Consider the following 12,681-nt stretch of genomic DNA (forward strand, 5'->3'; position numbering starts at 1 on the left):
GGATCGCCTAATACACCGCAATAACTGAAACGTCCCGACCCTGGTGTCGGGCGTTGTTTTTCTGTCTGGAGAGAGCAATGTCGTCTGAAGAACTGGATTTGGTGTGGAGCAATATTAAAGCCGAAGCGCGAGCGCTTGCGGATTGTGAACCCATGTTGGCCAGTTTTTATCATGCGACGCTCCTCAAGCACGATAATCTTGGAAACGCGCTCAGTTACATGCTGGCCAATAAGCTGGCTTCGCCGATTATGCCGGCCATTGCCATTCGCGAAGTGGTTGAAGAGGCCTACGCGGCCGATCCACAGATGATTGCGTCTGCGGCTTGTGACATTCAGGCTGTTCGCACCCGTGACCCGGCAGTAGACAAGTATTCAACGCCGCTGCTTTATCTTAAAGGTTTTCATGCGCTGCAGGCGTATCGCATTGGCCATTGGCTTTGGCTGCAGGGGCGACAGGCTCTGGCTATCTTCCTGCAGAACCAGGTATCCGTTTCTTTCCAGGTTGATATTCACCCTGCAGCAAAAATTGGGTGTGGGATCATGCTTGACCATGCCACCGGGATTGTCATTGGTGAGACGGCGGTCGTTGAAAACGATGTCTCTATTCTGCAATCGGTCACATTGGGCGGTACCGGTAAAACCAGTGGCGATCGTCATCCGAAAATCCGTGAAGGCGTAATGATTGGCGCAGGTGCCAAGATCCTCGGCAATATTGAGGTCGGAACCGGCGCGAAAATTGGCGCAGGTTCCGTCGTGCTACAACCTGTTCCTCCGCATACAACGGCAGCTGGCGTGCCGGCGCGAATCGTGGGCACGCCTGGAAGTGACAAGCCAGCGATAGATATGGATCAGCACTTCAATGGCGCAGGCTTTGAATACGGCGACGGCATTTAGCTTCTGAGCACAGCGCCCTGATACCCTAACTGGCGCCAGGCCTCATAGACCACCACGGACACCGAGTTAGAGAGGTTCATGCTGCGGCTGTCTGGCATCATGGGAATGCGAATCTTTTGTTCTGGCGGCATGGCGTTGAGTATCTCAGCGGGTAACCCGCGAGTTTCCGGGCCAAACATCAAATAATCCCCAGCCTGATAGCTCACAGCACTGTGGGCGGGTGTTCCCTTGGTTGTTAAAGCAAACAGGCGCTGAGGGTTTTCGGCTTCCAGAAAGGCGTTATAGTCGCGATGGCGCAGCACTGTTGTAAATTCGTGATAATCCAGCCCGGCGCGGCGCAGGCGTTTATCATCCCAGGGAAAACCCATTGGTTCAATGATATGCAGGCGGAAACCAGTGTTGGCGCACAGGCGGATAATGTTGCCGGTATTGGGCGGAATCTCTGGCTCAAACAAAACGATATTTAACATATAACCCCCATCAACTAGGGGCGAAGAATAGCAAAATAGCTACTGAGCAGAAACGAAAACAGGCTCCGTAGAGCCTGTTATTGCAAATGTTTATCCTGTTTATCAGCGGTGATAAAGCGGCAGCCAGAGCGTCAGGCGCAGACCACCCAGTGGGCTGTCGTCAGCTTTTACCCAGCCACGATGTTGCTGCACGGCAGTTTCCACGATAGCCAGACCGAGACCTGTACCACCGGACTCGCGATCGCGCGCCTCATCCGTACGATAAAACGGACGGAAAATTTGCTCTCTGTCTTCCGGACTGACGCCCGGGCCGTCATCGTCAACGGTGACGGTAATACCTTGATTATCGACTGAGAAGTTGACTGCTATTTTGGTGTGCGAGTAGCGCAGGGCGTTACGAACAATATTCTCCAGCGCACTTTCTAGCGCATTTGGGTTACCGTACATCAGCCACGGACCCGGTGGGTAGGTGACTTCCAGCGATTTGCCCATTTGTTCAGCTTCAAAAGCGGCGTTATCCAGCATTTCTGCCCAGATTTGGTTCGCTTTCATCGTCTCGCTAACCAGCGCATTTTTTTGCTGATTGCGCGACATCACCAGCAGGTCATTAATCATGCCGTCCAGACGCTGGGCTTCTGTTTCTATGCGCCCCAACTCTTTGCTCTCACCGCTGCGGCGACGTAGTAGCGCGGTTCCAAGCTGCAGGCGGGTCAGCGGTGTGCGGAGTTCGTGGGAGATATCCGACAGCAGCCTCTGCTGCGCCGTCATCATTCGCTCCAGCGCGGTTACCATCTGGTTGAAGCTCGCGCCCGCGGCCTGGAATTCCTGTGGCCCAGCCTCGAGTTCCGGATGCTGACGTAAGTTGCCCTGGGCGACTTCGTCTGCGGCATTCTTCAGCTTACGGGCTGGTTTCGCAAGGCTCCAGGCCAGCCAAAGTAACAGCGGAGAACTTACCAGCATGGTGACAATTAGCAGTAAGAGAGGGCGGTCGAACAGCAGGTTGATAAAGTCAGATTGCGAGCTACTGGCCGGGCGAATCAGGTAAAGTTGGTAGTTATCTTCACCATCTCGCACCGAAAATGGGCCAACAAGCTCAACTCGGCCATATTTCTTTTTCTGGGGGTGATCTGCGTTATCGGACTGGCCGATAAAGTTACGGATGATCTGCATTTCGTTGCGTTGGGCGCCAATGACTCGCCCTTCGCTGGTGACCAGCAGCAAACGCTGGCCTGGAGGTGCCCATTTGTCGATGGCACGGAACAGACGCCGCCACCACATCAAATCATTCGGTGGATCGGTTGCCAGTTCAGCTTCGACGTGTTGCTCAATCATGTAGCCCTGACGTTGCTCATTTTCCATCAGCTCGGTCATCTGGCGTGAATCCAGCTTCGGCAGCATTAAAACTAACATCAGTACCAGAGCCAGCGTCAGCCAGAAGATGGCAAAAATGCGCGCGGTAAGGCTACTTATCATGAAGCGGAAACCATCAGATAGCCGCGGCCACGTAAGGTTTTAAACCACGGATGGCCGTCTTTGCGATCCGGCAATTTACGACGCAAGTTGGAAATATGCATGTCTATAGCACGGTCAAACGGTGTTAAGCGTTTACCCAGGACTTCCTGGCTCAGGTGTTCACGTGAGACGACCTGACCCAGATGCTGAGCAAGGAGATACAGCAGCGTGAACTCGGTGCCGGTTAAGTCCAGCGCTTGCCCATCGAAGCTGGCTTCCTGGCGACCTGGATTGAGGCTCAGCCCATCGACTTCTACCGTTGGTGAACTGCTGTCGTTGTTTTGTTGCTGCTCGCTCCAGTGTGAACGACGCAGGATGGCGCGAATACGGGCGACCAGCTCACGATCGTTAAAGGGTTTTGGCAAGTAGTCATCGGCACCCAGTTCAAGGCCGAGTACACGGTCAAGTTCGCTACCGCGAGCGGTAAGCATAATGACCGGTGTCTGGTGTGTCTGGCGAAGTTCTTTCAACGTATCAATGCCGTTTTTCTTAGGCATCATTACGTCAAGCAATAACAGGTCGATGCTGTCGTCCAGAAGCGTCAACGCTTGCTCACCATCGTGAGCAACAATTACGTCAAAACCTTCCATGTCGAGCAATTCCTTTAACAGGGAAGTCAGCTCTCGGTCATCATCAACTAACAGGATTTTATTCATTGTGAAATTACCTCCGAGGCAGAAATTACGTCATCAAGGCGCGCTAATCCATGACTTTACGTTGTTTTACACCCCCTGACGCTAGTTTGCAGCGGGAATCGTAGACTGGCTCTCGTTGAATCGCAGCACACACAGATTTTGGGAGCAAGTGATGCGCAATGTTACCGCTGTCGTCATGGCCTCAACACTGGCATTTATCTCGTTCGCCAGCCAGGCCGCTGATTTGCCGACCGGCGTTAACTGGCCACAAAGCGACAATCTGGCGAAACGAAACAACGCTCAGAATCACATGTTTGACGGCATAAGTTTGACTGAGCAACAGCGCCAACAGATGCGAGATCTTATGCACCGGGCAAGGCATGATAGCCCACCCGTTAATGTTAGCGAAATGGAGATCATGCATCGCCTGATCACCGCAGATAAATTTGATGAAGTGGCAGTGAAAGCTCAGGCTGAAAAAATGGCACAAGAACAGGTTGCCCGCCAGGTCGAGATGGCAAAAGTACGCAACCAAATGTACCACTTACTCAGTCCAGAACAGCAAGCCGCTTTAAATGAGAAACACCAGCAGCGCATGGACCATCTCCGTGAACTGTCGGAACTGCAGCAGGGCGTTTCGCTGCAGGCCATGAGTAGTAGCAGTACCCGTAGTAACCAGTAACAAACCCTGTTTTCCTTGCCATAGACACCATCCCTGTCTTCCCCGCCTCACCAGGCGGGTTTTTTTTGCCCGACGCTCAGGCCTGATCCGCTATACTACCGGCATTCACCTGCGGGAGCCCCCATGAATCAACAATATGGGCAGCTGGTTAGCCGGGCTGCAATCGCGGCGACCGTCATGGCGTCGTTGTTACTGTTAATAAAAATTTTCGCCTGGTGGTATACCGGCTCGGTCAGTATCCTGGCGGCGCTGGTGGACTCACTGGTCGATATCGCTGCTTCATTGACGAATCTGCTTGTGGTGCGCTATTCACTCCAGCCCGCAGACGAAGAACATACGTTCGGTCACGGTAAAGCGGAGTCGCTGGCCGCTCTCGCACAAAGCATGTTCATTTCTGGCTCGGCCCTGTTTCTGTTTTTAACCGGTATTCAGCACCTGGCTGAACCTTCTCCAATGAAAGAGCCTGGGATTGGCGTGGCGGTAACGGTTGTGGCACTGATAAGCACCTTAATTTTGGTGACCTTCCAGCGCTGGGTGGTGCGAAAAACGCAAAGCCAGGCTGTCCGGGCTGATATGCTTCATTATCAGTCTGATGTTATGATGAATGGCGCAATTCTTATTGCGTTAGGCCTTTCCTGGTATGGTTGGCATCGAGCTGATTCGCTGTTTGCTTTGGGTATTGGCGTGTACATTTTGTATAGCGCGCTGCAAATGGGCTATGAAGCCGTGCAATCGCTGCTTGATCGGGCGTTACCAGACGAGGAACGTCAGGCTATTATTGATATCGTGAATGCGTGGCCCGGTGTCAGAGGGGCCCACGATCTCCGAACGCGGCAGTCAGGGCCGACCCGCTTTATACAGCTTCATATTGAGATGGAAGATAATTTACCGCTGGTTCAGGCACATGTTGTGGCTGAACAGGTGGAGCAGGCGATTCTGCATCGTTTTCCAGGATCGGATGTGATTATCCACCAGGATCCTTGCTCTGTTGTTCCGACGGGACGGCAGGGGCATTTCGAGCTTTAGTTTTACGTTGGAAAGTTGGCGCTGACTGGCAGTTTTTGCATAATGTACCGCCATTTGGCCTGACCTGAATCAATTCAGCTGGGAGCCGTTGTTATACTATTTGGGCAGCGTCGAAGCTTCGGATTGCCCGCAGCGTTTTCCGGCAACAGGATTAATTTTGCTTTCAAAGTTCAGAGGTAGTCATGATCAAAAAAATTGGTGTGTTGACGAGTGGCGGTGATGCGCCGGGCATGAACGCGGCTATCCGCGGTGTGGTGCGTGCAGCGCTGTCAGAAGGTCTGGAAGTCATGGGTGTCTATGATGGCTATCTGGGTCTGTACGAAGATCGCATGGTGCAGCTGGACCGCTACAGCGTGTCCGATATGATCAACCGTGGCGGTACATTCCTTGGCTCCGCTCGCTTCCCTGAGTTCCGCGATGAAAACATTCGCGCTGTGGCTATCGAAAACCTGAAAAAACGCGGCATTGATGCGCTGGTGGTGATCGGCGGCGACGGTTCTTACATGGGGGCAATGCGCCTGACCGAAATGGGCTTCCCTTGCATCGGCCTGCCAGGCACCATCGATAATGATATTAAAGGCACCGACTACACCATCGGTTACTTCACTGCGCTGGAAACCGTGGTTGAAGCGATTGACCGCCTGCGTGATACCTCCTCTTCACACCAGCGTATCTCCATCGTTGAAGTGATGGGGCGTTACTGCGGCGATCTGACCCTGGCTGCGGCTATCGCCGGCGGCTGTGAGTTTGTGGTGTTGCCGGAAGTTGAATTCAGCCGTGAAGATCTGGTGGCAGAAATCAAAGCCGGTATTGCGAAAGGTAAGAAACACGCCATTGTGGCTATCACCGAACACATTTGCGATGTTGATGAACTGGCTAAATACATCGAAACCGAAACCAAACGCGAAACCCGTGCGACCGTTCTGGGCCACATTCAGCGCGGTGGTTCTCCGGTAGCGTATGACCGTATCCTTGCATCCCGCATGGGGGCTTACTCCATCGAGCTGCTGCTACAGGGCTTTGGCGGCCGCTGCGTCGGTATTCAGAACGAAAAACTGGTTCACCATGACATTATCGACGCGATTGAAAACATGAAGCGTCCGTTCAAAGGTGACTGGCTGGATTGCGCTAAAAAGCTGTACTAAGCCAGATTGCTGTCATTGAAAACCGGGCCTGGCCCGGTTTTTTATTGCCTGTTATATCGCCAAAAGTTATAGCCAATCTTTTTTTATTCTTTAATCCTTGAAATAGTTTCTGGCAGGCTGGTCGCATCAAACTTCATAAAGAGAGCGGGCGATGAACAAGTGGGGCGTGGGTTTAACATTACTTTTGGCTTCTGGTGGCGTACTGGCGAAGGATATTCAGTTACTCAACGTGTCTTACGATCCGACTCGTGAACTGTATGAAGAATACAACAAAGCGTTCAGCGCTCACTGGAAGCAGCAAACTGGTGATACGGTCACCGTGCGCCAGTCACACGGCGGATCCGGGAAGCAGGCAACGTCAGTCATTAATGGCATTGAAGCCGACGTCGTCACCCTGGCGCTGGCCTATGACGTTGATGCCATCGCCGAGCGCGGGCGCATTGATAAAAACTGGATCAAGCGCCTGCCGGACAACTCTGCGCCATATACCTCCACCATCGTGTTCCTGGTGCGCAAAGGCAACCCTAAACAAATTCATGACTGGAACGACCTGATCAAACCGGGTGTGTCTGTCATCACGCCAAACCCGAAAAGCTCCGGCGGCGCGCGCTGGAACTATTTAGCTGCGTGGGGTTATGCGCTGCACCACAACAATAACGATCAGGCGAAAGCGCAGGACTTCGTTAAAGCCTTATTCAAAAACGTAGAGGTACTGGACTCCGGTGCTCGTGGCTCGACCAACACCTTTGTTGAACGCGGCATTGGCGATGTGCTGATTGCGTGGGAAAACGAGGCGTTACTGGCTACCAATGAATTGGGCAAAGACAAATTTGAGATTGTGACCCCGAGCGAATCTATTCTCGCAGAACCGACAGTGTCCGTAGTGGATAAAGTTGTTGAGAAGAAAGGGACTCAGGCCGTGGCGGAAGCCTACCTGAAATATCTCTACTCACCTGAAGGCCAGGAGATTGCGGCGAAGAACTACTATCGTCCGCGCGATCCGGAAGTCGCGAAGAAATACGAAAAAGTGTTCCCGAAACTGAAGCTTTACACCATCGATGAAGAGTTTGGCGGCTGGACGAAGGCACAGCAGGATCACTTCTCCAACGGCGGCAGTTTCGACCAAATCAGCAAGCGTTAACGTTAAATGGCCCCGCGGGGCCATTTTTGTTTCCACGGTCTGACATTTACTCGCAGAATATCTTCCCGTAGAGTGCTGAAAAACTCTACAGGAGACAGGTATGTCGCTCTGGTTGTCAGATCCACTGATCCTGCCCGGCATTATTATTCTCATCACCATTATTCTTTGGGCCACTTCTGTGCTGCCGGAATACCTGACTGCACTGTTATTTTTCGCCGCGGCGATGGTGGCAAAGATAGCCCCGGCCGAAGTGGTTTTTAGTGGTTTTGCTTCGTCGGCCTTCTGGCTGGTATTCAGCGGTTTTGTATTAGGCATAGCGATTCGCAAAACGGGTCTGGCCGATCGAGTTGCGCGGGCGCTGTCCGCCCGGCTGACGGACTCCTGGCTCCATATGGTCGGCAGCGTCGTGCTACTAAGCTATGCGCTGGCATTTGTTATGCCTTCAAATATGGGGCGCATTGCCTTACTGATGCCGATTGTTGCGGCAATGGCGAAAAGAGCGTCCATCGGTGACGGTACCCGCGCCTGGTACGGTCTGGCGCTGGCCGTGGGGTTTGGTACTTTCCAGCTATCGGCGACGATCTTACCCGCAAATGTGCCGAATCTGGTGATGAGCGGGGCGGCGGAAGGATCTTATGGCCTGCATCTTAACTATCTGCCTTATTTGCTGCTGCACACCCCGGTGCTCGGTATTCTGAAAGGCGTCGTGCTGATAGGCCTGATTGCCTGGCTATTTCCCGGCAAGCCGTTGCCACCAACGCAAATTGAGCACCCAGGGCCGATGAGTGGCGAAGAGAAGCGGCTGGCGTGGCTGCTGGCCGTGGTGCTCGGGCTATGGGTGACGGAAAGCTGGCACGGCATTGGTCCTGCATGGATAGGGCTGATGGCCGCCTGCGTGACGCTCTTGCCGCGTATTGGGTTTATCAGCGGTGAGGAGTTTGCCAGCGGCGTGAATGTGCGTACTTGCTTCTATGTGGCGGGTATTTTGGCACTAGCCACGACCGTGACGCATATCGGTCTTGGGGCTCTTGTGGGCGAGAAGCTAATGGCGATTATGCCGCTGGATGCCAGCAGGCCGTTCACCAGCTTTGCCGCGCTAACCGGTATCACCAGCCTGCTCAACTTTATCGTCACTGCGAACGGCGTTCCCGCGCTCTATACCACCTTTGCCGAAAGCTTCTCGCAGGCGACCGGCTTCCCGCTTTTGTCGGTGATTATGATTCAGGTGCTGGGTTACTCAACGCCGCTTCTGCCGTATATGGCATCGCCGATTGTGGTGGCTATGGGGCTGGGGAAAGTGCCGGCAAGGGAAGGAATGAAGCTTTGCCTGGCGCTGGCCGTGGTGACGTTTTTGATTTTGCTGCCGCTGGACTATGGCTGGTTCCAGCTGCTGCACAAACTCTAAAAATAACTTTGTAGCGATCCGCTAAAGCAATTTAGTCAGGCTAAGGAGATGATCGGAAAAATTCTTTGATTAGTGACGCGGTAGGCTTTTTTATCAGGATTAAGTCTGTAAATACTGCTCAGGTAGATCCTATTTTCAGTGCCGCAGCATTGAATTCTTCAAGGAATGATGAAATGGATAATCTAACCCCTGTTCGTATCAGGCCTCTGTTATTAGCCGTCTCGTTAGCATTAATTATTTGGTTTGCTATTCCTGTTCCTGACGGTGTTTCCTCTAACGCCTGGCAGCTGTTGGCACTGTTTATCGGCACCATTGCTGCCATTATTGGCAAAGCGATGCCGATAGGCGCTATTTCAGTGGTGGCGATTATGCTCGTTGCCATTACCGGTGTTACTCAGCCGAATAAACCCGCTGCAGCGTTAAATGATGCACTAAGTGGTTTTTCTAATTCACTTATATGGTTGATTGGACTCTCAATCATGCTGTCACAAAGCCTGCTAAAAACCGGGCTGGGTGCACGGATTGGTTATAGATTTATCTCTCTGTTCGGCAAACGAACGCTGGGTATTGCCTGGGCGTTGGCACTGGCTGAAACTGTTATTGCGCCAGTAACGCCGAGTAATACGGCGCGCGGCGGCGGTATTATACACCCGATAATGCGGGCTATTGCCGATAGCCTGGGGTCAAAGCCTTGTGATGTGGCCAATGGTAGCACCGGTCGCTATCTGGCTTTAGTGAACTACAATACGAATCCGATCACATCGGCGATGTTTATCACAGCCACTGCCCCTAATCCACTGGTTGTAAACCTGTTGACTCAGGGGTCTGACGGCGTAGTGAATATGACGTGGGGAATGTGGGCAATAGCAGCTCTGTTACCTGCGTTGGTTTCTCTTTTTATTATGCCACTGGTTATTTGGTGGCTCTATCCGCCTTCAATTCGTCAGACCCCGGATGCACCAAAGTTTGCTCGCCAGAAGTTAGATCAGTTAGGGCCGTTATCGCGGGCTGAAAAAATTACGCTTGGCGTATTTATATTATTGCTGTGCCTGTGGGCAGATGTCCTGGCGCTGATGCTGGGTGAAAACTGGCAGTTGAATCCCACAACGGCAGCGCTGGTTGGCCTTTCTATTTTACTGCTGAGCGGCGTATTGAGTTGGGAGGATATTCTAAAGTGCCGTGGTGCCTGGGACACAATTGTTTGGTTTGCCGCATTAGTCATGATGGCCAGCTTTCTGAGTAAACTTGGGCTGGTCAGCTGGCTGGCAGTAAGTGTGCAAGGGTCTATCGAGCATCTTGGACTTCACTGGTCAACGGCAACGCTTTTACTGATATTGATCTACGTTTATTCGCACTACTTTTTCGCCAGTACTACCGCTCATATCACCGCTATGTTTGCGGCATTCTTTGCCGCTGGTCTTGCGCTCGGGGCACCTCCAGCATTGCTGGGTCTGATGCTGGGGTTCGCTTCGTCGCTTATGATGTCACTCACTCACTATGGGACGGGGACTGCGCCGATTATCTTTGGCTCTGGCTACGTAACCTTAGCCGATTGGTGGAAAACGGGATTAGTGATTAGCGCTGTGAATTTATTGATCTGGGGCATAGTGGGGGGATGGTGGTGGCGGATATTAGGATATTGGTAAACGTACGCTGATTTTATTGAACAGGCAGGTACGGCATCGGGTAGTTTCAGGCATGCAATTTTGCTAGATGCCTGGGTGAAAATGGCCCCCGTAAAGAGCGGGGGCCAAAGTGTTACGCTTTTTTCGCTTCAGCCGCTGCTTTAACGATAACCGCAAAAGCGTCAGCTTTCAGGGATGCACCGCCAACCAGCGCGCCGTCGATGTCCGGCTGAGCAAACAGCTCTGCTGCATTTTTATCGTTAACGGAACCGCCGTACTGGATGATCACTTGCTCAGCCACTTTCGCGTCAGCTTTAGCAATGTGGTCACGGATAAATTTGTGAACTGCCTGAGCCTGAGCTGGGGTTGCAGATTTACCGGTACCGATAGCCCAGATTGGTTCGTAAGCGATTACCGCACCTTCGAATGCTGCTGCGCCCTGAGTTTTCAGCACGGCGTCGATCTGACGTGCACAAACTTCTTCGGTTTTACCCGCTTCGTTTTCAGCTTCGCTTTCACCGATGCACAGAACTGGTACCAGGCCTGCTGCTTTCAGCACGGCGAATTTCTTCGCGATGAACTCGTCAGACTCAGCGTGATAGGTACGACGCTCAGAGTGGCCGATGATGATGTATTTAGCACCGATATCTTTCAGCATGTCTGCAGAAACTTCACCGGTAAACGCGCCGGACAGGTTAACGTCTACGTTCTGCGCGCCAAGAATGATGTGGCTACCGGAAGCAGCGTGTTTCGCCAGGTCCAGGTACATGGTTGGTGGGGCGATAGCCACGCCGCAGCCTTCCACGCCAGACAGCTCTTTACGCAGGTTAGCTACAAGCTCGTTAACCATGTGTTTGCTGCCATTCAGTTTCCAGTTACCCATCACTAAAGGATGTCGCATTTTAATTCTCCACGCGGTAAGCAATAAAAAGAATCACTGCCCGTCGGGCAGCTTGGTCTGTGAAACAGTATAGAGAGTCGGCGGGCGAAAGGCTTTGCTTTTTGTCATTTATTCGCCGCTGTTTAGCGTCTCAGATAGCGTTAGCTTAATCGGTTCAACGGCGAAAGTTAGCCCTTTTTCGCCGTTATCTGCCACGACATAGCGAATGGCACCGTCGTTCTGCGCGAAATAGCGTTTATTTTTGCCGTCGCTGAGTAGTTTGGTCAGTTTCTGCTGGCTTTGCGCCTTTGAAAGCGTTGGCGTGAAGCTGCGGATAATCGCTGCCATGTACTCCAGCGCTTTGCCACGGGCAGCTTTTTGCTCCGGCCCCTGAATGGGGAGCCAGGTTATCTGCATCGACTTAATTTTTAGGGTGCCGAGTTCCAGGGCCGCAGAAGCATAAAGGTTTTCGTTGATCTTGGTGGCGGCGCGGGTCAGATTGGCTTTGTCGCGGCTCTTCTCCACGGCGCGAAATTCGTTCAGCGGCAGCGATGGATTATCAATATCAAATTTGCCACGGAACTGGGTAATGGTCAGATCGAAAGTGGGTGCGCCGGGCAGCAGATAAGGCGCTGCCGGAAGCTGAGAAACTGCGTCTGACGCAGGATCTGCCCGGCTCACCGCCAAAGGCAGCGCCAGCAGCACGAGGGCAGGCAGCAGGTATTTCATCGACACACTTCTCCTGATGGGTTCATCATCCCGATTAAATCGGCAATCCGTTGGCTTGTCAAAACGGGCGGTGACCAGGGTACACTACGCCGCGATAAAATAATAAGGACCTTACCCATGACCATACAGCAATGGTTGTTCTCTTTTAAAGGGCGTATTGGACGCCGCGATTTTTGGATTTGGATCGGCGCGTGGATAGTCGGGCTGATTATTCTGTTTACCCTGGCCGGAGCCGAAATCATGCCGTATTCCACGGCGGGCTTCTTCCTCACCGGTTCGCTGATTCCGACTGCGGCGGTGATCGTGAAGCGCCTGCACGACAGGGATAAAAAAGGCTGGTGGGCGCTGCTGTTTATCCCTGCCTGGCTGTTGGTGGCGGGTAACTGGGAAACCTTTGGCACCCTGTGGCAGTGGGGATTAGGGCGTTTTATCCCGACGCTGATTTTCGTCATGGTGCTGATGGACCTGGGCGCTTTTGTGGGCACCCAGGGCGAAAACCGTTTCGGGAAAGAGACCAGCGAAGTTAAATTCCGCTGAT

Annotated in this window: 13 protein-coding genes; 8 read left to right on the forward strand and 5 right to left on the reverse strand. The window is 52.7% G+C overall.

What is annotated here, in order from left to right; translation table 11 throughout:
• The first annotated feature begins 77 nt into the window (after positions 1-77).
• Complete coding sequence (gene cysE / locus LH86_RS05535) at positions 78-893, forward strand: serine O-acetyltransferase (RefSeq protein WP_008457483.1); 816 nt, start codon at positions 78-80, stop codon at positions 891-893.
• On the opposite strand, the gene trmL is transcribed toward cysE, so the two are convergent.
• The 3 genes from trmL to cpxR form a co-directional block, all read right to left on the reverse strand.
• Complete coding sequence (gene trmL, locus LH86_RS05540; protein ID WP_008457484.1) at positions 890-1,363, reverse strand: tRNA (uridine(34)/cytosine(34)/5-carboxymethylaminomethyluridine(34)-2'-O)-methyltransferase TrmL; 474 nt, start codon at positions 1,361-1,363, stop codon at positions 890-892. The two genes, cysE and trmL, sit on opposite strands and share 4 nt — an antisense overlap.
• A gap of 102 nt (positions 1,364-1,465) precedes the next feature.
• A complete protein-coding gene (gene cpxA / locus LH86_RS05545) occupies positions 1,466-2,836 on the reverse strand; it encodes an envelope stress sensor histidine kinase CpxA (RefSeq protein ID WP_008457485.1) in 1,371 nt (456 codons plus the stop codon).
• The gene (cpxR, locus tag LH86_RS05550; protein WP_039299149.1) at positions 2,833-3,531 is read right to left on the reverse strand and encodes an envelope stress response regulator transcription factor CpxR; all 699 of its coding nucleotides are present in this window, start codon (positions 3,529-3,531) and stop codon (positions 2,833-2,835) included. Before cpxR ends, cpxA begins: the two co-directional genes overlap by 4 nt.
• Before the next feature lie 151 nt (positions 3,532-3,682).
• Between cpxR and cpxP the strand changes: the two genes are divergently transcribed.
• From cpxP to LH86_RS05580, 6 genes are all read left to right on the forward strand, one after another.
• Positions 3,683-4,192, forward strand: coding sequence for a cell-envelope stress modulator CpxP (cpxP, locus tag LH86_RS05555; protein ID WP_039299152.1), 510 nt, complete (start codon positions 3,683-3,685; stop codon positions 4,190-4,192).
• A 123-nt stretch (positions 4,193-4,315) separates the two neighbouring features.
• On the forward strand, positions 4,316-5,218 hold the full coding sequence (fieF, locus tag LH86_RS05560; protein ID WP_039299155.1) for a CDF family cation-efflux transporter FieF: 903 nt from the start codon (positions 4,316-4,318) through the stop codon (positions 5,216-5,218).
• 182 nt (positions 5,219-5,400) lie between these two features.
• Positions 5,401-6,363 (forward strand): 6-phosphofructokinase, encoded by a 963-nt coding sequence (gene pfkA, locus LH86_RS05565; RefSeq protein ID WP_008457500.1) that lies wholly within the window; start codon positions 5,401-5,403, stop codon positions 6,361-6,363.
• Positions 6,364-6,514: 151 nt separating this feature from the next.
• Positions 6,515-7,504 carry a sulfate ABC transporter substrate-binding protein gene (locus tag LH86_RS05570; RefSeq protein WP_039299158.1) on the forward strand — a complete coding sequence of 330 codons (990 nt, stop codon included), beginning with the start codon at positions 6,515-6,517 and terminating at the stop codon, positions 7,502-7,504.
• Positions 7,505-7,604: 100 nt separating this feature from the next.
• The gene (locus tag LH86_RS05575) at positions 7,605-8,909 is read left to right on the forward strand and encodes an SLC13 family permease (RefSeq protein WP_039299160.1); all 1,305 of its coding nucleotides are present in this window, start codon (positions 7,605-7,607) and stop codon (positions 8,907-8,909) included.
• A gap of 173 nt (positions 8,910-9,082) precedes the next feature.
• Positions 9,083-10,555 (forward strand): DASS family sodium-coupled anion symporter, encoded by a 1,473-nt coding sequence (locus LH86_RS05580; protein ID WP_039299162.1) that lies wholly within the window; start codon positions 9,083-9,085, stop codon positions 10,553-10,555.
• Positions 10,556-10,667: 112 nt separating this feature from the next.
• Here the strand turns inward: LH86_RS05580 and tpiA are convergent, their stop codons facing one another.
• Both tpiA and LH86_RS05590 read right to left on the reverse strand, forming a co-directional pair.
• On the reverse strand, positions 10,668-11,435 hold the full coding sequence (gene tpiA, locus LH86_RS05585) for a triose-phosphate isomerase (protein ID WP_039289174.1): 768 nt from the start codon (positions 11,433-11,435) through the stop codon (positions 10,668-10,670).
• Between the two features lie 108 nt (positions 11,436-11,543).
• A complete protein-coding gene (locus tag LH86_RS05590; RefSeq protein WP_039299165.1) occupies positions 11,544-12,143 on the reverse strand; it encodes a DUF1454 family protein in 600 nt (199 codons plus the stop codon).
• Positions 12,144-12,260: 117 nt separating this feature from the next.
• Between LH86_RS05590 and LH86_RS05595 the strand changes: the two genes are divergently transcribed.
• Positions 12,261-12,680 carry a DUF805 domain-containing protein gene (locus LH86_RS05595; protein WP_008457512.1) on the forward strand — a complete coding sequence of 140 codons (420 nt, stop codon included), beginning with the start codon at positions 12,261-12,263 and terminating at the stop codon, positions 12,678-12,680.
• The last annotated feature ends 1 nt before the right edge of the window (position 12,681 follow it).

The organism is Cedecea neteri (genome assembly GCF_000758325.1).
Classification (GTDB): Bacteria; Pseudomonadota; Gammaproteobacteria; order Enterobacterales; family Enterobacteriaceae; genus Cedecea; species Cedecea neteri_B.

Excerpts from the sequence above, each read along its gene's own strand:
- cysE (WP_008457483.1), top strand. The coding sequence starts at position 78 with ATGTCGTCTGAAGAACTGGATTTGGTGTGGAGCAATATTAAAGCCGAA.
- trmL (WP_008457484.1), bottom strand. The coding sequence starts at position 1,363 with ATGTTAAATATCGTTTTGTTTGAGCCAGAGATTCCGCCCAATACCGGC.
- cpxA (WP_008457485.1), bottom strand. The coding sequence starts at position 2,836 with ATGATAAGTAGCCTTACCGCGCGCATTTTTGCCATCTTCTGGCTGACG.
- cpxR (WP_039299149.1), bottom strand. The coding sequence starts at position 3,531 with ATGAATAAAATCCTGTTAGTTGATGATGACCGAGAGCTGACTTCCCTG.
- cpxP (WP_039299152.1), top strand. The coding sequence starts at position 3,683 with ATGCGCAATGTTACCGCTGTCGTCATGGCCTCAACACTGGCATTTATC.
- fieF (WP_039299155.1), top strand. The coding sequence starts at position 4,316 with ATGAATCAACAATATGGGCAGCTGGTTAGCCGGGCTGCAATCGCGGCG.
- pfkA (WP_008457500.1), top strand. The coding sequence starts at position 5,401 with ATGATCAAAAAAATTGGTGTGTTGACGAGTGGCGGTGATGCGCCGGGC.
- LH86_RS05570 (WP_039299158.1), top strand. The coding sequence starts at position 6,515 with ATGAACAAGTGGGGCGTGGGTTTAACATTACTTTTGGCTTCTGGTGGC.
- LH86_RS05575 (WP_039299160.1), top strand. The coding sequence starts at position 7,605 with ATGTCGCTCTGGTTGTCAGATCCACTGATCCTGCCCGGCATTATTATT.
- LH86_RS05580 (WP_039299162.1), top strand. The coding sequence starts at position 9,083 with ATGGATAATCTAACCCCTGTTCGTATCAGGCCTCTGTTATTAGCCGTC.
- tpiA (WP_039289174.1), bottom strand. The coding sequence starts at position 11,435 with ATGCGACATCCTTTAGTGATGGGTAACTGGAAACTGAATGGCAGCAAA.
- LH86_RS05590 (WP_039299165.1), bottom strand. The coding sequence starts at position 12,143 with ATGAAATACCTGCTGCCTGCCCTCGTGCTGCTGGCGCTGCCTTTGGCG.
- LH86_RS05595 (WP_008457512.1), top strand. The coding sequence starts at position 12,261 with ATGACCATACAGCAATGGTTGTTCTCTTTTAAAGGGCGTATTGGACGC.